The organism is Cyanobacteria bacterium FACHB-DQ100 (assembly GCA_014695195.1).
In the GTDB taxonomy this organism is placed as follows: Bacteria; Cyanobacteriota; Cyanobacteriia; order Leptolyngbyales; family Leptolyngbyaceae; genus Leptolyngbya.
On record JACJNW010000035.1, the window covers coordinates 167,840 to 191,427 of the forward strand.

The 23,588-nt window shown below is 49.8% G+C and carries 22 protein-coding genes; 11 read left to right on the forward strand and 11 right to left on the reverse strand.

Features of this window, described 5'->3' with window-relative positions:
• The first annotated feature begins 301 nt into the window (after window positions 1-301).
• A complete protein-coding gene (locus tag H6F51_20755) occupies window positions 302-676 on the forward strand; it encodes a hypothetical protein (GenBank protein ID MBD1824904.1) in 375 nt (124 codons plus the stop codon).
• Window positions 677-894: 218 nt separating this feature from the next.
• Window positions 895-2,022: a UDP-N-acetylglucosamine 2-epimerase (non-hydrolyzing) gene (gene wecB, locus H6F51_20760; GenBank protein ID MBD1824905.1), complete on the forward strand. Its 1,128-nt coding sequence runs from the start codon at window positions 895-897 to the stop codon at window positions 2,020-2,022.
• Here wecB and H6F51_20765 read toward each other — a convergent pair.
• Window positions 2,019-2,999, reverse strand: coding sequence for an ABC transporter ATP-binding protein (locus H6F51_20765; protein MBD1824906.1), 981 nt, complete (start codon window positions 2,997-2,999; stop codon window positions 2,019-2,021). The genes wecB and H6F51_20765 overlap by 4 nt on opposite strands.
• Before the next feature lie 125 nt (window positions 3,000-3,124).
• On the opposite strand from H6F51_20765, the gene H6F51_20770 reads away from it, so the two are divergent.
• The gene (locus H6F51_20770; GenBank protein ID MBD1824907.1) at window positions 3,125-3,271 is read left to right on the forward strand and encodes a hypothetical protein; all 147 of its coding nucleotides are present in this window, start codon (window positions 3,125-3,127) and stop codon (window positions 3,269-3,271) included.
• Between the two features lies 1 nt (window position 3,272).
• Here the strand turns inward: H6F51_20770 and H6F51_20775 are convergent, their stop codons facing one another.
• Window positions 3,273-4,868: a DUF697 domain-containing protein gene (locus H6F51_20775; GenBank protein MBD1824908.1), complete on the reverse strand. Its 1,596-nt coding sequence runs from the start codon at window positions 4,866-4,868 to the stop codon at window positions 3,273-3,275.
• A gap of 145 nt (window positions 4,869-5,013) precedes the next feature.
• Here H6F51_20775 and H6F51_20780 point away from each other — a divergent pair, with 145 nt between their 5' ends.
• Window positions 5,014-5,544 carry a DUF937 domain-containing protein gene (locus tag H6F51_20780; protein ID MBD1824909.1) on the forward strand — a complete coding sequence of 177 codons (531 nt, stop codon included), beginning with the start codon at window positions 5,014-5,016 and terminating at the stop codon, window positions 5,542-5,544.
• Window positions 5,545-5,608: 64 nt separating this feature from the next.
• On the opposite strand, the gene H6F51_20785 is transcribed toward H6F51_20780, so the two are convergent.
• Window positions 5,609-5,905 (reverse strand): RNA-binding protein, encoded by a 297-nt coding sequence (locus tag H6F51_20785; protein ID MBD1824910.1) that lies wholly within the window; start codon window positions 5,903-5,905, stop codon window positions 5,609-5,611.
• A gap of 512 nt (window positions 5,906-6,417) precedes the next feature.
• Here H6F51_20785 and pstS point away from each other — a divergent pair.
• From pstS to pstB, 4 genes are all read left to right on the forward strand, one after another.
• Entirely contained in the window at window positions 6,418-7,536 is a 1,119-nt protein-coding gene (gene pstS, locus H6F51_20790; protein ID MBD1824911.1) for a phosphate ABC transporter substrate-binding protein PstS, read from the forward strand.
• A 91-nt stretch (window positions 7,537-7,627) separates the two neighbouring features.
• Window positions 7,628-8,584, forward strand: coding sequence for a phosphate ABC transporter permease subunit PstC (pstC, locus tag H6F51_20795; protein ID MBD1824912.1), 957 nt, complete (start codon window positions 7,628-7,630; stop codon window positions 8,582-8,584).
• Between the two features lie 31 nt (window positions 8,585-8,615).
• Window positions 8,616-9,491 carry a phosphate ABC transporter permease PstA gene (gene pstA / locus H6F51_20800; GenBank protein MBD1824913.1) on the forward strand — a complete coding sequence of 292 codons (876 nt, stop codon included), beginning with the start codon at window positions 8,616-8,618 and terminating at the stop codon, window positions 9,489-9,491.
• 41 nt (window positions 9,492-9,532) lie between these two features.
• Complete coding sequence (gene pstB / locus H6F51_20805) at window positions 9,533-10,339, forward strand: phosphate ABC transporter ATP-binding protein (protein MBD1824914.1); 807 nt, start codon at window positions 9,533-9,535, stop codon at window positions 10,337-10,339.
• A 37-nt stretch (window positions 10,340-10,376) separates the two neighbouring features.
• Here the strand turns inward: pstB and H6F51_20810 are convergent, their stop codons facing one another.
• The 4 genes from H6F51_20810 to H6F51_20825 all read right to left on the reverse strand — a co-directional run bounded on the left by H6F51_20810 (window position 10,377) and on the right by H6F51_20825 (window position 17,232).
• Window positions 10,377-11,156: a DUF2993 domain-containing protein gene (locus tag H6F51_20810; GenBank protein MBD1824915.1), complete on the reverse strand. Its 780-nt coding sequence runs from the start codon at window positions 11,154-11,156 to the stop codon at window positions 10,377-10,379.
• A gap of 466 nt (window positions 11,157-11,622) precedes the next feature.
• Window positions 11,623-12,207 carry an L-threonylcarbamoyladenylate synthase gene (locus tag H6F51_20815; GenBank protein MBD1824916.1) on the reverse strand — a complete coding sequence of 195 codons (585 nt, stop codon included), beginning with the start codon at window positions 12,205-12,207 and terminating at the stop codon, window positions 11,623-11,625.
• A 21-nt stretch (window positions 12,208-12,228) separates the two neighbouring features.
• Window positions 12,229-13,176, reverse strand: a complete 948-nt coding sequence (locus H6F51_20820; GenBank protein ID MBD1824917.1) for an XdhC family protein — start codon at window positions 13,174-13,176, stop codon at window positions 12,229-12,231.
• 162 nt (window positions 13,177-13,338) lie between these two features.
• Window positions 13,339-17,232 (reverse strand): DUF4347 domain-containing protein, encoded by a 3,894-nt coding sequence (locus H6F51_20825; GenBank protein ID MBD1824918.1) that lies wholly within the window; start codon window positions 17,230-17,232, stop codon window positions 13,339-13,341.
• A 628-nt stretch (window positions 17,233-17,860) separates the two neighbouring features.
• On the opposite strand from H6F51_20825, the gene H6F51_20830 reads away from it, so the two are divergent.
• Window positions 17,861-18,904, forward strand: a complete 1,044-nt coding sequence (locus tag H6F51_20830) for a D-alanine--D-alanine ligase (GenBank protein MBD1824919.1) — start codon at window positions 17,861-17,863, stop codon at window positions 18,902-18,904.
• A 70-nt stretch (window positions 18,905-18,974) separates the two neighbouring features.
• On the opposite strand, the gene H6F51_20835 is transcribed toward H6F51_20830, so the two are convergent.
• Window positions 18,975-19,658 (reverse strand): TPM domain-containing protein, encoded by a 684-nt coding sequence (locus H6F51_20835; protein MBD1824920.1) that lies wholly within the window; start codon window positions 19,656-19,658, stop codon window positions 18,975-18,977.
• A 90-nt stretch (window positions 19,659-19,748) separates the two neighbouring features.
• On the opposite strand from H6F51_20835, the gene H6F51_20840 reads away from it, so the two are divergent.
• The gene (locus H6F51_20840) at window positions 19,749-20,939 is read left to right on the forward strand and encodes a glycosyltransferase (protein ID MBD1824921.1); all 1,191 of its coding nucleotides are present in this window, start codon (window positions 19,749-19,751) and stop codon (window positions 20,937-20,939) included.
• Here H6F51_20840 and H6F51_20845 read toward each other — a convergent pair.
• Together H6F51_20845 and H6F51_20850 are read right to left on the reverse strand one after the other, a co-directional pair.
• On the reverse strand, window positions 20,936-21,355 hold the full coding sequence (locus H6F51_20845; GenBank protein MBD1824922.1) for a hypothetical protein: 420 nt from the start codon (window positions 21,353-21,355) through the stop codon (window positions 20,936-20,938). The two genes, H6F51_20840 and H6F51_20845, sit on opposite strands and share 4 nt — an antisense overlap.
• A gap of 73 nt (window positions 21,356-21,428) precedes the next feature.
• A complete protein-coding gene (locus tag H6F51_20850; protein ID MBD1824923.1) occupies window positions 21,429-21,749 on the reverse strand; it encodes a c-type cytochrome in 321 nt (106 codons plus the stop codon).
• Between the two features lie 90 nt (window positions 21,750-21,839).
• Between H6F51_20850 and H6F51_20855 the strand changes: the two genes are divergently transcribed.
• Window positions 21,840-22,337: a sterol desaturase family protein gene (locus H6F51_20855; protein ID MBD1824924.1), complete on the forward strand. Its 498-nt coding sequence runs from the start codon at window positions 21,840-21,842 to the stop codon at window positions 22,335-22,337.
• A 1-nt stretch (window position 22,338) separates the two neighbouring features.
• Here the strand turns inward: H6F51_20855 and H6F51_20860 are convergent, their stop codons facing one another.
• A complete protein-coding gene (locus H6F51_20860) occupies window positions 22,339-23,316 on the reverse strand; it encodes a TIGR03885 family FMN-dependent LLM class oxidoreductase (protein MBD1824925.1) in 978 nt (325 codons plus the stop codon).
• Between the last annotated feature and the right edge of the window lie 272 nt (window positions 23,317-23,588).

Genomic DNA, 23,588 nt, shown 5'->3' on the forward strand with positions numbered 1-23,588 from the left:
ACTCCGTAATAGTTCCCAGAGCGATCGACTAAATAACGCGATCTTCCAGGCAAAAGCAGCGCTCTAACTGGTTCGATCAAACTTCCTTCTGCTAAGTATTTATTCTTAGGGCAAGATGAGAGCAAAAATCAGTGATTAAACTCAATGAGCGTCATAGATTAATTTGTTGTTTAAACTTTCTTTAATTACTATTCACCATTTCTAATCTTTTCCCTATACTGACTTTCATAAGAGCGGTTAGTTAAGCCGCACCGAAAAAGTTTTCGCATTTTCAATAAACCTTATCTTTAGGAGTAAAGTGATGACCCTGGCAAACAGTCAAAGCCTGGAAAATTCTCATATCTTGTTTACCTTGAAAAGCTTCTTAATCTGGGTCTTTACACTGACTGTCTGCATGATTGTGATTGGTTTTCCGGTGTTTGTTTTAGTCGTTTCAGTAAGTGCTGTCGCCGCATTTGCATTGAATGCAATTCTGCCTTTTAGCTCGATTCTGTTTGTATCGGCGCTCGTGATTGGCGTTCATGCTTTTGGGATTATGTTTGCGGCAGCATGGTTGACGGCAAAAGGCATTCATCCTCAAGAAGTTGAGTTTCTGCGCTGGTTGAATGGTAAAGAAAACCCGTTGCATACTTCGGTGTATGCGTCTTGCCCCTTAACTTGTGAACTCAGCGAATAAGCTTCGCATCAATATCATTCGGTGAACTGGTCTGACACGCCCGACTTTGGTCGGGCTTTTTTATGAGTGTTTACTTTACGCTTCTTTATATGTTTTAATCGCAGTTCCCGAATTATGATGAGTGGACGATCGACTCCGGATTCTTAAGTCTTATCTCTTTAAGCCCTATCTAAGTCGAATGCCGCTAAGTAAAGTTTTGCTGAGTTGAGTGAGTTCCCATGCTAAAGTTACCGATTCCGATCTGTGTGATTGTGGGAACGCGCCCCGAAGCAATCAAGATGGCTCCGGTAATTCAAGCGTTTGGGCGATCGCCTGTGTTTGATACGCAGGTCGTTCTGACGGGTCAGCATCGCGAGATGGTGGATCAGGTGATGCAATTGTTCGATTTGTCTGCACAGCACGATCTGGCGATCATGCAGCCAAAGCAAACGCTGACAGATATTACCTGTTGGGCACTGCGGGGATTAGAAGAGTTATTTCAAAAGCTTCAGCCGCGAATGGTTTTAGTGCAGGGAGATACGACGACCGCATTTGCGGCAGCACTGGCAGCGTTTTATCAAAAAATCCCGATCGCTCACGTTGAAGCAGGATTGCGAACGGAGAATATTTTTAATCCATATCCGGAAGAGGCAAATCGACGATTAGTTTCGCAAATCGCTCAGCTTCATTTTGCACCAACCTCGCTTTCCGTGGAAAATTTACAGCGATCGGGGGTGTTGGGTGAGATTCATCAAACCGGAAATACGGTGATCGACGCGCTGTTAACGGTTGCCGATCGACATCCTCCTTGCGAGATTCCGGGGTTGGATTGGTCGAAGTACCGCACGATTTTGGCAACGGTGCATCGTCGTGAAAACTGGGGACAACCGCTCGAAGATATTGCTCAAGGGTTTCTCAAAGTTCTAACTCAGTTTGAAGATACGGCGCTGCTGCTGCCGTTGCACCGCAATCCGACTGTTCGAGAACCGTTAACCGCAATTCTCGGTGATCACCCACGAGTGTTTTTAACGGAGCCGCTTGACTATACAGACCTGGTCGGCGCGATGCAGCGATGTTATTTATTGCTCACGGATTCGGGTGGAATTCAAGAAGAAGCACCGAGTTTAGGTAAGCCTGTTTTGGTGCTGCGGGAGACAACCGAGCGACCAGAGGCAATCATGGCGGGGACTGCTAAGTTGATTGGAACAAACGCGGACAATATTTTGAAAGAAGCGGGTGAACTGTTGAGTAGTTCGATCGCTTATCAAACGATGGCAAATGCTGTCAGCCCGTTCGGAGATGGTTTGGCTTCTGAAAGAATTGTTCAGATTGTAGAACGGTACTTGTCAGGAGCGACTGAAGCTTAGCTACTTGCCTGAATTCCCCGCGCTCTTATCTGATTCACAAAAAATTCTTCAAGCGAAGGACGCGCCAGATCGATTGAAATCAATTGCCCATTCATCAAGCGCAAGCTGCCTAAGAAATCTTGAGGTTCGCCCTGAAGATGTCCTGTCCATAGTCCATCTTGAAGTTCCAAATCTGGAATCCATTGATGCAGCATTTCTGGTTTTCCGCCTTTGACCGAAACGTGATACTGCTCAGCCGTTCCAAGAAGCTCTTGCATCGAGCCGATCGCAATCAGTTCGCCTTTTGCCAGCAGCGCCACGCGATCGCAAATCTTCTCCACATCCGACAGCACATGGCTGTTAAAGAAAATTGTTTTGCCCTGTGATTTAAGCGACAAAATAATCTCACGCATTTGGTAACGTCCCAGCGGATCGAGTCCTGACATCGGCTCGTCCAGAAACACCAAATCTGGATTGTTGATCAACGCTTGCGCCATTCCAATGCGTTGCAGCATTCCTTTTGAGTATTGCCGCAATTGTTTTTTCTTCGCAGCAGACTGAGCTAAACCGACAAGATCGAGCAGTTCAGGAATTCGTTTGCGCTGTTGCGATCGCTCAATTCCAAATAAATCTCCAGCGAAATTCAGCACCTCCCAGCCTGTGAGATAGTCATAAAAATAGGGATTTTCGGGGAGATAGCCGATGCGTTGCTTCACGGTGCGATCGCCAAGAGAAGCGCCTAACACAGTGGCCCGCCCTGATGAGGGACGCACAATTCCCAATAGCGTTTTGAGCAAGGTTGTTTTTCCGGCTCCATTCTGTCCGAGCAACCCAAATGTTTCACCCTCGTATACGGTGAGACTGACGGAGTTCAGAGAAGGCACCTTCTTATTCATCCAGAACCCAGTGCGGTAGATTTTACCGAGTTCGTAGGTTTGAAGCGCGATCAAACGTTCAATGACCGGAAGTTGAAGGCGAGTTGCAACAGCAGAATCCATAGGTACTCCAAGCTCTACTGAGTAGCCATTTAATCACCTCCTATCATTCCCGCCGCAGTAATCTTTGCGATCGTCCCTCCGCGAAATTTTGTAAACTTTGGTTAGAAGCGTATCTTTCCTCGTTTATGACTCGTTCAAAATTTGTTGCAGTGCTGACCGGAATTATCTCTCTGGTACTGGGTGTGGGTTACTTGTTGCTGGTTCAATTGCTCGATTTTCGCGGGGAAATGCTTCCGGCTCCGATCGAAGTAATTCCGCCGTTCTTTTTCTAAATCATCTCCAATCGTCGATCGTATCTTCGGACGATCGCGGAATTTCCTCGTATTCTGGCATTCTTAATTCTTCTAAAGGTTCTGGCGCTTCTGCTTTCATCTCAAGCTGCAACGGTCGAATCACTCGCGTCACTGCCTCTTGCATAAACGCTTTGATAAATTCATCGCGTCGATTGAGGTGGAACTGCTTCTGCACTACTTCTGAGATGCCACCATCGCCCCAGTTCTGATCATTGCGGAAATATTCGATAAAGCTCCGACCTGCAATGCGCGTTAGATAGGCAGCGCTCACCCCTTGAATGGCTCGACCGGCAATGAAGCCTGCAACACTGAATTGCATCGCAGTGGTCACAACCTCGATCGCACCTCGAACAATTCCCAATCCCACCAGCGTTTTTGCAAGTGAAATCGCCATCTCCCGCGCATGGCCAGTCGTAATCTCACACCCATAAATTCGCCCAATTTCAACTACCATCTGAGCATTTACCGCCGCTGTTGCCAGCAAATCAATGATTGGGATTGGGGTCGCAGCAATCACCCCGGCTCCGATCCACTGATAGCGATCGACTAATTTCTCTGCTTGTCTGCGTCGTTGCTCATCAATCAATCGCCGTGCTTCTTCGCCTAAACGCTGCGACTGAATCAGAATATTGTCCGCCAGCAGATCTTCGCCTTCAGTGCGTAGAATCTGGGCAATGCGATCGATCAGCGCTGTCATTTCTGGGTCAGGATAGAGCCACTCTCCGGTTTCAGTCCGCATCGCTGGAGGATTTGCCGCGATCGCCACAACATCCTCGAATGCTACCGTCCCGCGTACTCGCTGCCGTAACCGCGCCAAAATTGCCTCTAAATCTTCCTCGGTGTAGAGATCTGCTTTGTTGAGAACCAGGATCGATCGCTTCCCAATCTGGGTTAATGCTTGCAAGGGTTCATACTCCGACTGCCGCAAGTCGTTATCCAGCACAAACAGAACTAAATCTGCTTCAGTTGCCAATCGTCGCGCGAGCGTTTCACGCTCGGTTCCCACGACTCCCACCTCTAAAATTCCAGGCGTGTCCGTGATGATGATCTCTCGATCGACTCCGCTTAACTTCAATCGATGCGTTGCGCCTGCTTCCGTTGTGCCCATCGGTGCGCCCACTTCCCCGACAATCTGCCCCATGAGCGCATTAATCAGGGAAGTTTTCCCGGCTGATCCCGTTCCAAACACCACAAGCCGAAATTCCCCTCGCGCTAAATCTTGTTCAATCAGCTTCGATCGCAACATCAATTCTCGTCGTGCAATCTCATCCTGAATCTGCGCGACCTGCTGCCGAACTGCTTGTAAATTCTCTTGTGCCGCTTCTGTTTTGACTTCTGAAACTTTGGGAATTGCCCGTCTGCGGCGTTTGGTTTGATTTGGCAACCAGAAAAAATAATAGGTAAAGGCTGCGATCAAAACCGCCAGCAGCACAATTACCAGAAAAATTACCAAATTCGCCAGAAATGGATTTGCGATCGCCCAACTTAATCGCGTGATCGAGTCGATTAGCCAGATCACCAGTCCCAGGATCACCGCAATACCGACAACCAGCGTAATCAGTCGAGATAGGCGCATGACTTTTACTTAGAGCGACTTTTCTCTATTGTGGCGGATCTGCCTCTTATCGATAAGCAACCTGAACGATCGTCAGTTGAATTTCTGAGCAAGATTTTCTATCGTCAAAACGTCGATACTCTCAAAATTCTAAAACGCAAAAACTATGAGTCTTTTTGATCAAATCGTCAGCGCTGTCTCTAATCCCCAGCAGCAAGCCTCTACTAACCAACTCGGCAGCATTTTAGGTGTTGCTCAGCAAGTTGCAGGCAACCAAGGACTCGATCCAAATCTCACCCAAACGGTAATGTCGTTGCTTGGTGGGCATGTGCGATCGTCCTTGCAGCAAACGCAAGCCACTCAAGGCAATGCTCAGGTGCAAAACTTGGTCAGTCAATTTGCGGGACTCGGCAGTAATCCTCAAGCCGTTAACACGCTCTTCCCAGGAGCCGCCCAGCAGCAGGTGTCTGAAAATATTGCACAACAGACTGGACTGAACCCAGGCATGATTCAGTCAATGCTGCCCGTGCTTGTGCCGCTAGTTCTCAATCTCCTGCAAAGCGGCTCGATGCAGCAGGGCGCTCAATCGGGCGGTGGAAACCCAGTGCTGAATACCTTTCTCGATGCCGATCGCGATGGCGATGTCGATGTCGGTGATGTCATGGGCATGGCTGGGCGATTCTTGGGTCAACGCTAAACGCTAGTCACCCAGAAAGCAAGAAAGCGGACAGGTTCAAGATCCTGTCCGCCTTCATACTTCCTTAGTAATTGTTTTTGCTAAAGCTCTTGCCACCCCCGGCTGCGCCTGCCCGCGACTCTCGCGGCTTCGCTTTATTCACTTTAAGTTCTCGACCCAGCCATTCTGCACCGTCTAACTCAGCGATCGCCGCATCTTCTTGGGCATCTTCAGCCATCTCGACAAAAGCGAATCCCCGTTTTCTGCCCGTTTCTCGGTCTGTCGGAAGGCTCACTCGGCTGACTGTGCCGTACTCAGCAAACACTTCTTTGAGATCCTCTTCGGTTGCCTGGAAGGACAAGTTTCCAATATAAATAGTCACGTTACTCTCCAAACCATTCTTGTGAGGGGCGAACTCGGAGAAAGCCGATCGAGCAGAACATCAATGCAACCCAACAGCCGTCGCCGAACTCTTGTTTTGAGAGTATTATACTAGACTCATTCTGAATTGAGAAGCACAGTTACCGTCATTCGTCTACCTGTAAAAACAGGAATTTCTATCATTTGCCCTGTAAATTTCTATCGAAGCATCCGTGTAATTCCTGATGAAACGTTTTCAATGGTAAGAAAAGATTTTTTCTCAGAAAGTTGACAAAACGTTACAGAGTTAGCGAACCTAGAAGATAGGAATCAGTGCTGTGCGCTGTTCTAGAACGAGCGAGTTTAGCAGGAACGAGTAAGATTCAAAATTTTTTAAGAATCTCTCGCTTCTGTCTGTAGCGCAGGCAACAATCAGCTAGGTTAGGAGAGAAAACTTCTTTTCTTAACCTCGCCTTAAGTCTGTAGGTGTACTCTGTGAGAATACCTACATACGTTGCCTTGCGTTTTATTTTTATGGCGTTTTTTCAACAAAGAATCCGTTTAGGTCTGTCTTTCTCCTCGATTGCAGCCCTGATGATGGGCGTAGCAGCTTGTTCCCCTCAAACTACGACCACACCTCAGGGCGCTACGGGCAGCAGTCCCACTGCTCCAACTGCTTCGGCTCCCAATGCAGGAGCAGCAGTCTCGATCAACGGAGCGGGAGCGACGGCTCCGAGTCTGCTGTACCAACGCTGGTTCCAGGAATATAACAAGCAAAACCCAGGTGTCCAAATCAGCTATGACTCCGTGGGTAGCGGTGCAGGCGTGAAGCGGTTCATCGATCAAACCGTTGATTTTGGAGCCTCTGACGATCCCCTGAAGGACGAGGATCGAACAAAAGTTCCGGCAGAACGCGGCAAAGCGGTTCAGGTTCCCTCGACAGGGTTGTTTATCGTCATGGGATACAACGTGCCTGGGCTGGCGGATCTGAAGCTGTCGCGCGAAGCGCTCTGCGGCATTGTCGATGGGTCGATCAAATCTTGGGACGACCCGAAAATCAAAAAAGATAACCCGAATGCTCCCAGTCAGCCGCTGACCTTTGTTCACCGCTCTGACGGCAGTGGCACAACAGCAATTTTCACCTCGCACGTTGCCAAAGCCTGCCCGAATTGGAAAGCAGGTTCAGGTAAATCCGTGGAGTGGCCGACCGGAACTGGCGGTAAAGGCAATGAGGGTGTGACTGCTCAGATTCAGCAGACCCCGGGCGCGGTTGGATATATTGAGTATTCTTTTGCAAAGCAAAATAATGTGACGGCTGCAAGTTTGCAGAACAAATCGGGTGCATTCATTGCCCCGACTCCTGAAGCTGCGGCTAAAGCATTCTCCGGCGCGAGCGTTCCGGCTGACTTTGCGATGAAGGTTCCTGATCCAGAGGGCAAAGATGCCTACCCGATCGCCGGCTTGACTTACCTGCTGCTGTACGAAAATCCGAAAGACCCCGCTAAAGCAAAGGCGTTTAACGATTTCATCAGATGGGCTTACACAGACGGCAAAGCCTTTACAAATGAATTAGGGTTCATTCCTCTGCCGGAAGATGTGTCGACCAAGGCGGCTTCCGCATTAGATTCAATCAAGGTTGCGGCAACGAAGTAGTTGCGGTGATTGGCTAGAGAGAACAAATGGCTCTCTAGCCAGTGCACGATCGCGTGGTATTGTTTTTATCACTTTCTGTAAAACGGTTTTTATGGCTGCGCCTGCGGAGCGATCATCGCGAATGTCTTGGAGACGTACACCTGCGTCTCGCTTGACTGATAAGGGATTTATTTGGTTGACGGCTGCGTTTGCGGTTGGCGTTGGGGTGTTGTTATTAGCGATCGCAGGTCGAGTCGGAACGGATGCGCTCCCGGCAATTCAGAAATTTGGGCTTGGGTTTCTCGTTACGAGCCGATGGAGCGTCAATGATGAAGTGTTTGGCGCACTGACTCAGATTTATGGAACGCTGGTGACTTCGTTTTTGGCACTGTTACTGGCGGTGCCTGTTGGCATTGGAGTGGCGCTATTTTTGAGCGAAGACTTTTTGCCGCCGCGTGTAAAGCAGCCGATCGTCTTTATGGTTGAACTGCTGGCAGCAATTCCGAGCGTGGTATACGGATTGTGGGGCATTTTCGTGCTGATCCCGGTGCTACGCCCGTTTGGAATATGGTTGAATTCGACGCTGGGCTGGATTCCGATCTTCAGTACGGCTCCCGCAGGGCCTGGAATCTATGCAGCAGGAATTATTTTGGCAATCATGATTTTGCCGATTATTGCAGCAATTTCGCGGGATGCGCTCGTGGCGGTTCCATCTGAATTGCGCCAAGCTGCTTATGGATTAGGTGCAACTCGATGGGAGACAATTTTTAGAGTCTTGTTGCCCGCCGCGTTTTCTGGAATTGTCGGTGGCATTATGTTGGCACTCGGTCGGGCAATGGGTGAGACGATGGCAGTGACGATGGTGATTGGTAACGTCGATTCGATCCGATCGCTCTCGATTTTGTCTCAAGGTTCGACGGTGGCTTCGCTGTTAGCGAACCAATTTGCGGAAGCGAGTGGGCTGCAAGTGGCATCATTGATGTATGCCGCGCTGATTTTGTTTGCCTTAACGCTGGTTGTAAATGTGTTAGCGGAAATTGTCGTTCGCCGATTCAGCATGAAGCTTTAGGCGCTACGATCAAATTGAGATAAGAACTTGTATGGATTCTCCAGAATTTGCGACATCAGGGCGCAGCTTAAAACGATCGCCCGGTTCTCCCCGAACCTTGTTTTCTTCCGCCATGACCGTTGTGGCGTTTCTCTGTGCAGGGTTGGCACTGATTCCGCTAGCGGCGGTGATGATTTATGTGCTGATTAACGGCGCTTCTCGACTCACGCCTAGCGTCTTTTTGGAACTGCCTCCGGCTCCCGGACTGGCAGGTGGAGGATTCGGCAATGCGTTCTTGGGAACGTTGTTGACCGTTGGCATCGCCTCATTGATGGCAATTCCGTTTGGAATTATTGGGGCAATTTACTTGTCTGAGTTTGGACGAGACACGAAGCTAGCGGAGACCGTGAACTTCTTAACGAACGTCTTGAGCGGTGTGCCGTCGATCGTCATTGGGGCGTTTGCGTATGCGGTTGTGGTGCTGCGGACGGGGACATTCTCAGCAGTGGCAGGTGGGTTTGCGCTGGCGGTGTTGATGTTGCCGACGATCGTCAGAACCGCAGCCGAGGCGCTGGAAGCTGTGCCAAATGAGTATCGTCAAGCGGCGATCGGACTGGGTTCGACTCGGCTGCAAACGACCTTACAGATTGTGCTGCCGTCAGCGACTCCGGCGATCGTCACCGGAATTTTGCTAGCATTGGCACGGGCTGCGGGTGAAACGGCTCCGGTGCTGTTCACGGCTTCTTTCAACCGATTCTGGAATACAACCTTGTGGCAACCGACGGCAACGATGTCACGGCTAGTGTTTGACTTTGCTACGTCTCCGTTTAAAGCGCAACAAGAGCTTGCGTGGGCAGGCTCATTAGTCTTAGTTTTGTTGGTTTTGATCACAAGCATTTTGTCGCGCATGGTGATTAAACGTCGATAAGTCTTTTTACCGCTTCGATCCCTTATTCCTCTATTCACTTTATGACTTCTAGAGTTCAGGACGTTCGTCAAACCGAAAGCGTCTTTCGCACTGAAAACCTCAACATCTACTACGGCGACTTCTTGGCAGTGCGAGATGTGTCGATCGAGATCCCCAAAAACGCTGTCACCGCTTTTATTGGGCCTTCGGGCTGCGGTAAGAGTACGGTGATTCGCTGCTTCAATCGATTAAATGATTTGATCAATTCGTTCCGCACCGACGGCAAGATTTATTATCACAATCAAGATCTCTATGCGCCTGAGGTTGATCCGGTCGAAGTGCGGCGGCAGATTGGCATGGTGTTCCAAAAGCCAAACCCATTTCCCAAAACCATTTATGACAATATTGCGTTTGGGCCTCGGTTGCTTGGGTTCAAGGGCGATATGGATGAGTTGGTGGAACGATCACTCAAACAAGCGGCACTCTGGGACGATGTGAAAGATAAGCTCAAAGCTTACGGAACAGATTTGTCGGGAGGTCAGCAGCAGCGTTTATGTATTGCGCGGGCGATCGCGGTGCAGCCCGAAGTGATTTTGATGGACGAGCCTTGTTCGGCACTTGACCCGATTTCGACGCTGAAGGTTGAAGATCTGCTGCAACAATTAAAAGAGAAATATACGATCGTGATTGTGACGCACAATATGCAGCAAGCGTCTCGTGCATCAGATTACACCGCATTTTTCAACGTAGAAGCGAACTCGAAAGGACAAAGAACCGGATACATTGTGGAATACGAGCGCACGGAGCGAATTTTCCAAAATCCGCAAGAACAAGCGACTCAAGCTTATGTCAGCGGTCGTTTCGGCTAAATCACAGGTTTGACAGGCTGAGAGGAGGGAGCAAGGTTTATCTTGCTTCTTTTTTTTGCGGGCTGCGAAGCTGCACAAAGCTGGCAACCTCTAATCGAGAGGCTTCGAGCTTCAGGGTGAGAATGCGGGCGGTAATGTTTGAGGCTTCGAGCTGGCGTAAATCGGTACGATCGCGAATTAGAGCTTCGATGGCGCGGGTCACAGGTTCGGGACTCGGTTGATTGTTTGCCCAGACTTTGAGATTGTTTAGTTGCAGCGATCGACCTGAAACGATTTGCGGTTCGGCTTCGGCAACGATTTTAAGCTTCGCGGGATCGCCTTGCTCTTGGAGTTCAATTTGAAACCGGATTCGGTTTTGTGGCAGTAGGGTCAGTTGGGGATTGAGGAAGTCGTAACGCTCGATCTGTCTTGCTTGTCGCCGCAGGAGCTGAAGTCCGAGATTGCGGAGCCGAGCGGTGACAAAGGGCGATCGTAAAGCGCGATCGATATCTGCTTGGGTGAGAACCACGCGAACGCCTGCTTGCAACGGTTTTGCAAGTTTACGGCTTCTGAGTTGTAGCGAGATCGGATCGGTTTCGACTTCTAACGTATCGATGCGGAATTCCTGAATTGGGAAAAGTCCTCGTCCAGCAATGCGAACGAGATTGGCGCGACCTTGAATAATTTGGTAACTCGGAGCATTATCGACTCGCACCTGAAGCTGTTCTGCGGCAACGAGTTGTTTGCGGATTTGGGTTTCGGCGACGCGATCGACTACGATTCCGGTTGGGGAAAGGATGCCGAGTAAGCTTGAGAGCAAGATGGTGAAGAAGTCCATATCCGGGTAACTCGCAATTCTTGATACTTAATTGATACTTGATGTGCTTGATGCTGCTAATGACTGCATCAAGCCTGAAAATCTCGTCGTTGAGTCTGCGAATCTCGTCATCGAGTCTGCAAACCCCGTCGTTGAGTTTATAATCCGCGCGATTAGCCGTATCAAACTGTTCCGTCAAGAATTGTTGCCTTGAAGGAGCAGTGAGTATGTCAAGTTAACGTAAGTTCGACGAGTTTTCTCGCTGCGGTTTGAGCGACTGCTTGCCCCCTAAATCCCCCACACGTGGGGGACTTCAAGCCCACTTCTTTTATTCAAAGTCCCCCATTCATGGGGGATTTAGGGGGCTGAAGCCGACTCAAACGCAGCGAGCTACAACTTGTGTGTACACGGTAGCATTCATAGGGAATTTAGGGGGCAACCCGGATTCAGCATCGAAGCGAATTCTGTCTGTCGAACTCACGTCAAGTTAAGCTTGCAGATCGATCGCACCTTGCCGCAGAATCTTCCATCCCTCGCTCGTCCATTTTGCCACCGTTGAAGGAGTACCCGAAGCCATTTCTTCAGACTGGGCATCTAACACTAACACCTCCGGAAACTCTGCTGTGATCGCACTCATCGACAGTAATGCAGGTTGCCCAGATCGATTGGCGCTTGTGGTTGCCAACGCTCCAGTCTGGGCGAGAATTTGCCGTGCGATCGTATGATTCGGAACTCGAACGCCGATTGTTGTCGGATCACTCGGATTCATCGCCGCAGGAACGCGATCGTTTGCTGGAAGAACCAGAGTTAATGCACCCGGTAGATATTTTTGTGCGATCGAATTCCAGATTTCTAATTCTCGATCGCTGCCTTTTACATAGTTCCAAAGTTCTTCGATTTCACTTGCCATCAAAATCAAAGGCTTATCAAGGCTACGTTGTTTAGCGACATAGATTAGCTCGGCTCGATCGGGTCTTGCGGCTAATGCAGGAACAGTGTCGGTCGGAAAACTTGCAAGATGTGTTCCACCTCGAACTGAAGTTACTAATGTTTTGAATTCAACTTGTGGCATAGGTAATTCAAATTAAGGCTCTCAGTTTATCATTCTCAACGATTGCGAGAGCGATCGACCTGTTCCCCCACGTCTGACTAAAATGAGTTCTGCACTGATGCTCACGGCGATTTCTTCCGGTGTTAATGCACCAATATCTAACCCGATCGGCGCGTAGATCGATCGAAGTTTCTCCGGTGAAATTCCGGCTTTCTCGATCGCTCGAAAAACCTGTTTTACCCGCTTTTCGCTGCCAATCATTCCAAGATAACGACAAGGCAAAGTACGATCAAGTAATGCTTGGAGGGCAGCTAAATCATACTGATACCCGCGAGTAACCAGCGCTGCATAAAGTTCTGTATGTGTTGCAAGTTGAGCGACAGCATCAGCGATCGGACAGTTAAAAACCTCGGCATTGGGGTAGAGATTGGCATTTGCCCATTCTGAACGATCGTCTTGAACTATCACTTGAAATCCAATTAAATCGGCAACCTTCGCCAATTGAATCCCGCAGTGTCCTGCTCCGACAATTAGTAATGTTGGGGATGGCTCAATGATCTCAATGAATGCTTCATCGAGACAGTCTTCTGAGAGATAAGGAGACTGATGTGGAGCGAAAGGAGTCACGATCGACACCGATTGTCCAGATTCGAGTTGGGTCAGGATTTGCTGAGTGAGAGCAAGATAGCGATCGCTCTCCCAGCGCTCCAGCCAGACGCGCATTATTCCGCCGCAAATCCCTTGCGTGTCCCGTTGCAATGCGCCTGTGAGGTCAATTTCTACCCATTGCTTTTCTCCAGTTTGCAGCACCTTCCGAGCTTTCTGAATGACTTTTGCTTCTCCGGCTCCACCCCCGATCGTGCCAAAAATTTCGGTTTCGGTAATGATCATTTTCGCGCCGACTTCACGCGGTACAGAGCCTTGGACTTGCATCACGGTTGCCAGCACCGCAGGCATTTTTTCTAACAGTTGACGATAACAATTAAGCATGACCCAACTGAGCGGACATGACCTGATTGTAAATGAGAATCTCTGTGCTTCTTCTAGACCTACTGGGATGCGTCGATCGTCTCATTCTGCTTAACGTGAGTCTCCAACGCAAGACAGGGCTGCAAGCTAATCAACCCTGTCTTGCGTGATGATTAGTCCAAGCTATACAGGTCGCCAGCGTCCAACCTCACCCGTGACCAAGCTGGAATAATATAGGTTGCCGTCAGTCCCGGTTTTGATTTGCGTCAAGCCAAACAAACCCTCGTCAAAGCGTCGCTGACCAACAAATGTGCCTGTTTCATCGAAGATCAACGCATCCACAGTGCCCCGGCTCATATCGGTGATGAATAGATTACCGTCATAGACCGCAGGGAAAGTGCTTCCGGTGTAGAAGTCACCAACATTGATCGCATTACCACCACCGCCATCGTGACGATAGCTATAAATCGGATTCGTCACCGTTTGACCGCTGCTATAAAATGCTTGGACATTGGGCAGTCTGTCATAACCGCCTGTTCTGAAGTTGCCTTCATATGCCACCCAGCCGAAGTTTGCGCCAGCCCGTCCGGTGTTGACTTCTTCCCACTGCGACCACCCGACCTCGCCGATGTAAGGTTGTCCGTTATCTCGGTTAATCGTAAAGCGGAACGGATTTCTCAAGCCGTATTGCCAGATCTTCGATCGGTTGCTTTGCGGATTGCCATCAAAGAACGGATTCGAGGACGGCGCATTACCTGTAATCGGATCGATCCGCAGAATCTTACCAGATAAGTTGTCGAGCGTTAAGCTGCGGAATGCTCTTGGATCAACTGCATTATATGAAGCCCCATCGCCGTTACTCACATACAAGTAGCCATCCGTACCAAACTTCACTGTTCCGACTGTATGGGATTCACTATCGATAATCAGGAAGTCCTGAACGTAGTTGCCATTCGCGTCTTTACCCGATTCAGGGATGCTGAAGTCGTTGGTGCTGTTCAAGTCTGGTCGGCTGATGTACTGCCAAAGACTGTTTTTACCAAGAATCACCACTTCGCTGCCCGGATTGATCGACACCACTCCGTTGGTAATCGTTGCGGTAAATCGTCCTAATCGCGCGGTACGGTTGCCTACGCCATCACGAGCCGCCAAGCCAGAAGCACTGCGCGTCTCAGGCGGGTCATACGAATACAGCAAGTAGACATACGGATTGCTATTGAAGAATTGCGGATGCACCGCTAAACCGAGCAAACCACGATCGCGGGGACTATTGACGATCTCAGAGATGTCGACGACTGGCGTTTGTTGCAACACTCCATTGCGAGTGACTCGCACTACGCCATTTTTCTGAGCGATGAACATATACTCACCGCCTGGTGTCCAATCGAACGCAGTCGGCTGCAAGAGTCCCGAAATTACTGCTTGACGACTGATATTACCGAAATCATTGTCTGCGATCGACAGCGTTGCGGTTGGCTGAGTGCCTAAACTACCCCCGCTCGGATTGCTCAAGGTGACATTGACGGTTTCGTTGCGCTCGCCCTCTGCGTCATCTCTGAGCGCGATCGTGAAGGTCTTGCTGGTTTCTCCGGTAGCAAAAGTGAGGATACCAGAAGCGGCGGTGTAGTCTGAACCAGCCGTTGCAGTGTCATTACTGGTGGCATAGTTAATGCTGCCGGCGAGGGCGGTATTTCCATTGCGTCGAACCGTGATCGTTGCCGATCCAGCGTTCTCGTTGATGTTGTAGACCGCAGCACTAAAGGTATAGCTAGACGGCGAATCATTATCGATCACGGTAATCAATGCCGTGCGGTTGATACCCAAGGCTGCGCCCGTGGTTTCTCCCAACCCAAAGCCAAAATCTTCGGTGACTTCTGCGATGCCGTCATCCAGAATTGGAATCGTCACTGTTTTGCTGGTTTCGCCTGCTGCAAAGGTGAGTTGACCTACAGTGGCAGTGAAGTCTGTCCCTGCTTTGGCGCTTCCTTCTCCGGTAGTGTAGCGGACGGTTGCAGCTCCATCGCTACCGCCGACTCGATCGACGCGAATCGATGCCGTGCCTGCATTTTCGTTGACGCTGACGCTATTCGTTCCAATGACGATCGTTCCCGGATTTGCCGAGAAGCTGTTGCTGTAAAGCTGCGATTGCGGAATGATTTGACGAGCTTGATTGGCACTAAACCAACCAAGTTGCGCCAAGGCATCGAGACCGTTTTCATAGTATTCCATGCGAATGTCATATCGCTGTCCGGCTTGCAGTGCGATCGTGCCTCTGCGTTCAGTTGCAGGTTGATCCGCAAAGTTGTTAATGACCAGTTGCCCATCTACAAACAGCCGTATCCCATCATCGGTGGTGGTGAAGAAGGTGTAGGTATCGCTGTAGAGAGGCTGAACCTGACCCGTCCAGCGAACCGAAAAGGTATCAGGAGCAATGCTCGAATCCGGTGAACTCCTTGCCCAGTTAAAGTTCACGTTTGCATCAGTCCGAGCAAATTTAAAGGCTGTGAAGTCGATGTTGTCAAAGTATTCACCGCGTAGACCATTACCCGTACCCGTGGGTGGCGGTGGCGGAGTACCTGGGGTGCTACTGTTAAACAGTTGAGTTGTGGGGACGACTTGCTTTGTGATCCCTGGAGCCGCCCAAGCGAGTTGTGCAACCGCTTGTCCTCCGTTCTCGAAATACTCCATACGAACGTCGTATCGCTGCCCGGCAACCAGGTTTATCGTGCCGGTGCGCTCAGTTGCAGGTTGATTAACGAAGCTGTTGATCACCTGCTGTCCATTGATGAACAGCCGTACTCCATCGTCCGTCGTGGTAAAGAACTGATAGGCTCCGGTGGTGGGGGCAAGCAGTTGACCTGTCCAACGAACTGAGAAGGTATCTGCACCGATGCCAGCATCGGGTGAGCCGTTCCCCCAGTTGAAGTTTACGGTGCTATCGGTGCGGGTTAGTCTTGAATTCGTGAAGTCGAGGTTGTCGAAGTATTCACCCCGTAGACCGTTCTCAGGTGCGAGGGGTGGGGGCGCAGTGCTAAACAGTTGAGTTGTGGGGACGACTTGCTTTGTGATCCCTGGAGCCGCCCAAGCGAGTTGTGCAACCGCTTGTCCTCCGTTCTCGAAATACTCCATACGAACGTCGTATCGCTGCCCGGCAACCAGGTTTATCGTGCCGGTGCGCTCAGTTGCAGGTTGATTAACGAAGCTGTTGATCACCTGCTGTCCATTGATGAACAGCCGTACTCCATCGTCCGTCGTGGTAAAGAACTGATAGGCTCCGGTGGTGGGGGCAAGCAGTTGACCTGTCCAACGAACTGAGAAGGTATCTGCACCGATGCCAGCATCGGGTGAGCCGTTCCCCCAGTTGAAGTTTACGGTGCTATCGGTGCGGGTTAGTCTTGAATTCGTGAAGTCGAGGTTGTCGAAGTATTCACCCCGTAGACCGTTCCCCTCGGCAAGCACGCCTGTATAGGAGGCAAGCCGATCGCGCTCAAACGGTAAGGTGGACTCGATCGCACCTGTTGCTGCTTCGAGTATCCAGTTGCCACCTTGGGCAAGATTGCCTGTGATATCAACTGAGCCTGCGACATCTGCTCCCGTAATTTCACTGAGTTGGGTGATGAGCGTGGAATTGTCAGCCGCAACGTTACAGCCGTACAGCAACAAATCTGCATCAGCAGAGAGCGCATCTGACCAGGTTTGGAGTTGATTACGGTAGTGAGAGATCGAACCGAGATCGAGTGTTGCGCTGCCGAGAGCGAGGCTACCGATGCTGCCGTGAGACAGAATGTGAATGCTGGCAATGTCTCGATATTCTGCGAGAATTTTGCTAATTTGATCAACTCCATCGCTGCCGGGATCAAGCAGCACAACTTTTGTACCCGCGATCGCGCTTTGGGCAAAACTTTGAAAGTGTTCAACCGAGGAATCGATAAAAACCAAGCGATCGGGCAAGCTCTCTGGCTGCGCTGCCCGGAGTGTCTGCGAACTGGTTGAATTAGTTAAGTTAAACGGGGCAGGATCAAACAGGGAAGAATGTCTTAAATTCAGAACATTCAAGACATTAGAAGAATTTTGCATTTTTCTTAAACATAAAATCGACGGTGGGGGCAAGCGTCAACCTGACACTAAAAATGGGGTCGCCAAAAATCGTAAGGCAAGACCCAACCTGATTTGAATCGGCAGATGTACAAGATGTAAGGTTGCGGCATCGATCACCCTGGGCGCACTCTAGATACTTGAGCGCGCATCCTGCGGACATCACAGACTTAAAGCACTGTGATAAAGGTTAATCACGTTCAGGTAATTGCTGCGAATTAACTCGCAAAACATCAGTTCAGATGTAATTGCTGGCGGTGTAGGCGCTGATTTCAAATCCTGCTTGAGAATCTGACTCCATGCAGTAGATGAGGAGATGCTAGCTTAAGGCGCTATTCTGATGCACTTGCTCGGAGAATATCACTGCTTCGGAAAATACGTAGAAGGCAGCGACTGAACTTTAACGAAATTTTAAAGAGAAGTTTTCTTCTTAGAGAAAAGTTTCATAATGCTTGATTTCAAAGAAATAGGTGATCACGCTCTGTAGCTGGTGTTATACCCATTTGATTTATGCACGTTGCACTTGATCGATCGTTGCAGAATTTCTGGACTTCCCCTAGACGCAGTTCTCCAAATGGTCTAAAGTGCCAAAGAAAATTGGGATCAGATTATGACAAAGCTTAACGTTGGATTGCTTTTTGGTGGGCGCTCTGGTGAACATGAAGTCTCGATCGCATCGGCGCGATCGATTGCCCAAGCTCTCAGCGATCTGACCAATGCCGAGAAATACGATTTGATGCCGTTCTACATTCAGAAAGACGGACAATGGCGCTCGCCTGACGTGGCGCGATCGGTGTTGCAGTCCGGTGCGATCGATTGTCCCGATCTCGCCACGAATCTCTGGCAATTTCCCTCAGAAGCGGCACAGGTCGATGTCTGGTTTCCGATTCTGCACGGGCCAAATGGAGAAGACGGTACGATCCAAGGCTTGCTGACCTTGATGCAGAAACCCTTTGTTGGCTCTGGAGTGTTGGGATCTGCCGTGGGAATGGACAAGCTGACGATGAAGATGGCGTTTGCTCAAGCAGGCTTACCGCAGGTGAAATATTTGGCAGTCAGTCGGGCTGAAGTCTACTCAAACCCCTGTGTTTTTCCTAAGCTGTGCGATCGCATCGAAGCGGAGCTTGGTTATCCTTGCTTCGTCAAGCCTGCTAATCTCGGCTCATCAGTCGGAATCTCAAAGGTGCGGACTCGTGCAGAGCTAGAAGCAGCGTTAGACAGTGCGGCGAGTTACGATCGACGAATCATCGTTGAAGCGGGAGTCGTAGCGCGTGAAGTCGAGTGTGCAGTGTTAGGAAATGATCAAGCGAAGGCTTCGGTGGTGGGTGAAATCCGCTTTGATAGCGATTTTTATGATTATGAAACCAAGTACACCGCAGGCAAGTCCAGCCATGTCATTCCAGCGAATTTACCTCCAGAAATTACTAGCTTGATTCAAGAGCGAGCACTACAGGCGTTTCGTGCCGTGGATGCTTCGGGCTTAAGCCGCGTGGATTTCTTTTATGTGGAATCCACGGGTGAAATCTTGATCAATGAAATCAATACATTGCCTGGTTTTACGGCAACCAGTATGTACCCGATGATGTGGGAAGCGGCAGGAATTTCTTATCCAAGCTTAGTAGATCAGTTAATTCAGCTTGCGCTGGAAGCTTGAGCGACGATCGCAACCCACTTTAGAATTTCTGGTAGCGACGCAATTAATCGCGTCGCTACAGTGCCGGATGCTATCGCACGTACCAGTAGTAAGTCACCATAGGAATTACCGTTGCTGCAATCAGCAAGCCAACCACCCAGGGAAGTGCATTACTTTGCGCGGTTTCTTCTCGCGATGCGAAGGTTCCCTCGGTTTTCACCTGATCGACCACTACAGGAGGCCCCGGATCAGGTTCACCCGACAGCACCGCAACTAAACGATCGCCCACATCCAAAAATGCCTGATTGTAGCGATCGCCCTTCTGCAAGGGAACCTGCATCGTCTCCTGAGAGACACTCTGAGCAATCTGCTCAGACAGGATAGACTTGGCTTTTTCGCCAGTGACGATCGCAGAATTGTTCGTCACGCTGTCTAAAACCACCAGGGTTTGATTGGTGCTGGCTTCAGGCGTGGGGAACCATTGCTTGAATAATTTATCGGCAAACGAACCGATCGTTTCATCGTAGTCGAGCCGTCGAATCGTGACAAAGTGAACTTCTTGTCCCGTTTTGTTTGCTAAATCAGTGAAGGTTTCGGTCAGTTTGCCTTCATTGAAGCGACTGATAATCTCAGCTAAATCAACCACGCGCACGTCATCAGTAACAGGCGGCACTTCGTACAAACTGGTTGCAAAAGCGGGAGTAGTCCAAGCCAAGGTAGCCAAAACCAAAGCAAGGAGCCAGCCCCGGCAGAAAGGATGGAGGAGCTTTTTCATAGTGCGATCGTGGTATCTCTTTCTCTCTCAAAATACAACGGTTTTGAAATCTATGCGATAAGGTTAAAGGCGTTGGGTGTTAGGTTCGGCATGGTGTTGCTCGTTGCGTTTGTCCTGGTTGTTTCAGTCGTTGCGATCGCGATTTTTTCTCAAAGGCTCGATCGAGCGCTCAAAGATGCGCCGACGATTGCGGTGCGATCGCAGTCCGTTGAGCCGTTGCCCAAAGTCTCTGTGATTATTCCGGCGTACAACGAAGCTGCGAATATTGAAGCTTGTGTGACAGCCGTGCTGGGAAGTACAACGCTAAATGCGGATCAGCTTGAAGTGCTAGTCATCGACGATCAATCAAGTGATGAAACTAAAGCGATCGTGGAGCTTTTTCAGGAGTCACGGCAGGATGAACGATTGAAGCTATTCTCGGCGGGAGAGCGTCCTGCGGGTGAAGTTTGGGTCGGGAAAAATTGGGCTTGTACTCAAGCGGTAAAACACGCACAGGGCGAATTTTTGCTGTTCATTGATGCGGATGTGCGACTCAAGCCGCAGTGTATTGAAACGACGATCGCCTATGCCCAACAAGAAAAGATTGATCTATTATCGCTGGCAGTTGTGGTTCTTTGTCGGCACTGGTCGGAATGGTTAGTGCAGCCGATTATTGTAATGCTCTTGGCCGTCGGGTTTGAGTTTGCTCCCGTCAACGACCCAAAGTCAGACACTGCATTTGCAGCCGGCCCGTTTATGTTGTTTCGTCGCAGCGCGTATGAAGCGATCGGGGGTCATGCTGCCGTCCATGATTATGTGGTTGAAGATGTTGAGCTAGGTCGCCGGATTAAACAGAAAGGGTTGAAGCTGTGGTACGGCTTAGGGCGGGGGCTTGCTGAGGTGCAGATGTATCGATCGTTTTCGGCTTTATGGGAAGGCTGGACAAAAAATTGGTTTGAGGGATCGAATCGCAATTATCAGTCTACGCTCTATTGTGTGTTTGTGACGCTGCTGATTTTTGCAGTGCCTTCGATTGGGCTAGCGATCGGGCTAACGAATCTTGTATTTTCCGGTTTGACGATTTGGAACGCGATCGTTTTGGGATTGAGCGCGATCGCATTGTTGCAGCATTATTTGATTCGAGCCAGGAACGAACCGCTGCTCTCAATTTCGCCGCGATACTGGTGGGCAATGGGGATAGGCGGATTGCTTCTGTGTGCGATCGTGCTGGGATCGATCGTCAAAACCGAGACCGGATGGGGCTGGACGTGGCGTGGGAGATCGTTAAGTGCGCCTTCTTAAGTCTGCTTTAGCTTCGAGAGCATATCTACGGTGTCGCCTAATGCAGTCGTCAGGTTGTTGCGGGTTTGGGCGTGGCTAAGTTGTTCGGCTTTGAGCGCTTGGGCGAGTTGATTGCGATCGCGCCAAACCTCAGTTAATTTTGCTTGCAGTTCAGCAACGGTTTGCAGTTGGGCAACTTCAGGATCAATCTCAGAAGAGAAGGACTGATTTTTTAAGCGATCGAGTTCAGCCTGCAATTGCGCGATCGTCTGCTGCATCGCTTGGGTTTGATTGCGGCGCTGCTCGGCTTCAGTTTCATAGCGTTTACGCCAGTTATCGGCGCTGGCATGGGCCATGAGTTCCGAAGCCCGCACTGCTTTCACTTGCTGCTGTAAGTCTTTGACTTCTCTGAGCCAACCGACAACCTCTTGAGACATGGCAAAGCATCCTTTTCACGATCGATTTTCCGTGTTCCACACGATAGCCTAAGTTTTCCAACTTAGAGCAGTCTTATTTCCAGTTTTGGCTGGCTCGATCGAGGACATACTGAGCCACTGTCTGAATCTCGGTCTCACTGAGTCGGTCTTTGTATGCCGACATATTCCCTTTGCCGTTGGTAATAATGCTGGCGATCGCGTCTACCGTGCTGTATCCGTTCTTCTCCAATGCTTTCAATTTCAGCGTTTTACCCCGTCGCACAATGTTGCCGCCATTCACATGACATCCGGCACACTGCACCTCAAACAGCTTTGCTCCGCTGGGTTCTGCTGCCCAAGCCGGAGTAGCGCACAGAAATAAAGCCGTTAACGCGATCGCAATGATTTTCAGCATTTGAATCTCAGAATCTTATTTTCGGATTTTGACACATCCGGGAAATCTTCGGCACAATAACAAATGTTGTGAGGTTAGGAGAAGCGGGTTGTGCTTGGAAGAATCGGCGTTGGCGTATTGTGTTTTGCGATCGCGTTTGTGTTGGCAAGCTTGGTTGAATATTGGGTACATCGACTGATGCACAAGCCGTATAAATTGGGCGAACGGCATCGCGATCATCATCGCCGCAACGAAGGACAAGGCGTACTCTGGGAATTCTTCGACTACCTCAAGGGCACAATTTTGATTATGGGGCTGTTGTTCTTTGTGTCGATCGAAGCGGGAATCGGTTGGTTCTTGGGTGGATTGGTCTACGCTGCGTTTTCGTCCTACGCGCATCAGCTACAACACGAAAATCCCACCAAATGCTTTTGGATGAAAATGCCTGTTCATTACGTACATCATAAATACGGTATGTGGCATCACAATTTTGGTTTAGCTGTAGATTGGTGGGATCATGTGTTTGGCACTTACAAGCCCGTTGAATGGTTGACCGAGCAAGAATTAAGCCAGCCCGATCGCAATTACTTACAGTTGCGCTGGTGGTAGGTTAAGCGTAGAGTCGCGAACGTGCGATCGTAGGCAACACACCCTTGCCAAACGCTTCAATAAACTGTTCTTGTTCGCGATTCACATTATGTAAATAGAGCGCATCAAAGCCTAAATCAACATATTGCTGGAGCCATTCAACAAACTGACCCGATTCAGCAGAAATTAAGACAAATTCATCCATTTCTTCGGGTTGAACTAATTCTGCCATCTGGTCAAACTGCTGAGGACTCCGTAAATCAGATAACACCGCACTCTGAAAGATATTCGTGCGCCATTGATCGTGCGCCATTTCACGCGCTAACGCTGCATTCTCAGCATACGAAAGCTGGACTTTGAGATACATCGGCTTTCCGGCTCCGCCCCCTTGCCGAAACGCTTCGACGACTTGCTTCAGTTTTGGCAGGGGCTGAGCAATCGTAATCAGTGCATCTGCCCATCCTCCGACCCATTTTGCCGTTTCAGGCGTGATTGCAGCTCCAATTATCTTTGGAGGAACGATCGCTCTTGTATACAGCTTCGCTTCCTCCACTTGCACCAAACCATAGTGCGTTACCGTTTCTCCCGCCCACAACGATCGCATCACATCCACACATTCTTTGAGGCGCTGATTGCGTTGGGCTTTAGCTAACCAGCGATCGCCGGTGATTAATTCATTCAGCGCTTGCCCACTGCCAACACAGATCGAAAACCGTTCTGGAAACATCTCCGCCAAAGTTGCAGCGGCTTGAGCAATGATTGCCGGGTGATAGCGCTGTCCGGGCGCACACACCACGATAAACGGCAAACTTGTCACCTGCATCGCAGCACCCAGCCAAGACCAAGCAAATCCGCTTTCTCCTTGACGTTCACTCCAAGGATGAAAGTGATCAGAGCAAGAAATGCGGGTGAATCCGGCTTGCTCTGCTGTTTGCACAAGCTTGATTAATGTACTCGGCTTGAATTGCTCGTGCGAGGCATGATAGCCAATTTCAACCATTTTGATTTCCTGCTCGTCTGATAAATTGTTGCACTGCACTTAGGGTCTGCACTTGGGGTCTGCATTTAGGGTCTGCACTTAGGGTCGCTTTCCTCAAGCAGCTTATTGATTAGATATCGATTTACAAATCAGACGACCTCTATCGATCGAAAGAAACCCCACAATTCAATTAAGCGATCGCGCCTGAGCTGAAAATGGCTCGAATGATTTTTTGTGATCTACATCTACTGCTATGTGTGATCTCATGACATGAGCGCCCCACAAATTGGGGG

Coding starts and splice junctions, on each gene's coding strand:
- H6F51_20770 (MBD1824907.1), top strand. CDS start 3,125: ATGACTCGTTCAAAATTTGTTGCAGTGCTGACCGGAATTATCTCTCTG.
- pstC (MBD1824912.1), top strand. CDS start 7,628: ATGGCTGCGCCTGCGGAGCGATCATCGCGAATGTCTTGGAGACGTACA.
- wecB (MBD1824905.1), top strand. CDS start 895: ATGCTAAAGTTACCGATTCCGATCTGTGTGATTGTGGGAACGCGCCCC.
- H6F51_20775 (MBD1824908.1), bottom strand. CDS start 4,868: ATGCGCCTATCTCGACTGATTACGCTGGTTGTCGGTATTGCGGTGATC.
- H6F51_20780 (MBD1824909.1), top strand. CDS start 5,014: ATGAGTCTTTTTGATCAAATCGTCAGCGCTGTCTCTAATCCCCAGCAG.
- H6F51_20835 (MBD1824920.1), bottom strand. CDS start 19,658: ATGAAAAAGCTCCTCCATCCTTTCTGCCGGGGCTGGCTCCTTGCTTTG.
- H6F51_20820 (MBD1824917.1), bottom strand. CDS start 13,176: ATGCTTAATTGTTATCGTCAACTGTTAGAAAAAATGCCTGCGGTGCTG.
- pstB (MBD1824914.1), top strand. CDS start 9,533: ATGACTTCTAGAGTTCAGGACGTTCGTCAAACCGAAAGCGTCTTTCGC.
- H6F51_20765 (MBD1824906.1), bottom strand. CDS start 2,999: ATGGATTCTGCTGTTGCAACTCGCCTTCAACTTCCGGTCATTGAACGT.
- pstA (MBD1824913.1), top strand. CDS start 8,616: ATGGATTCTCCAGAATTTGCGACATCAGGGCGCAGCTTAAAACGATCG.
- pstS (MBD1824911.1), top strand. CDS start 6,418: ATGGCGTTTTTTCAACAAAGAATCCGTTTAGGTCTGTCTTTCTCCTCG.
- H6F51_20825 (MBD1824918.1), bottom strand. CDS start 17,232: ATGCAAAATTCTTCTAATGTCTTGAATGTTCTGAATTTAAGACATTCT.
- H6F51_20810 (MBD1824915.1), bottom strand. CDS start 11,156: ATGGACTTCTTCACCATCTTGCTCTCAAGCTTACTCGGCATCCTTTCC.
- H6F51_20850 (MBD1824923.1), bottom strand. CDS start 21,749: ATGCTGAAAATCATTGCGATCGCGTTAACGGCTTTATTTCTGTGCGCT.
- H6F51_20755 (MBD1824904.1), top strand. CDS start 302: ATGACCCTGGCAAACAGTCAAAGCCTGGAAAATTCTCATATCTTGTTT.
- H6F51_20830 (MBD1824919.1), top strand. CDS start 17,861: ATGACAAAGCTTAACGTTGGATTGCTTTTTGGTGGGCGCTCTGGTGAA.
- H6F51_20840 (MBD1824921.1), top strand. CDS start 19,749: ATGGTGTTGCTCGTTGCGTTTGTCCTGGTTGTTTCAGTCGTTGCGATC.
- H6F51_20845 (MBD1824922.1), bottom strand. CDS start 21,355: ATGTCTCAAGAGGTTGTCGGTTGGCTCAGAGAAGTCAAAGACTTACAG.
- H6F51_20860 (MBD1824925.1), bottom strand. CDS start 23,316: ATGGTTGAAATTGGCTATCATGCCTCGCACGAGCAATTCAAGCCGAGT.
- H6F51_20815 (MBD1824916.1), bottom strand. CDS start 12,207: ATGCCACAAGTTGAATTCAAAACATTAGTAACTTCAGTTCGAGGTGGA.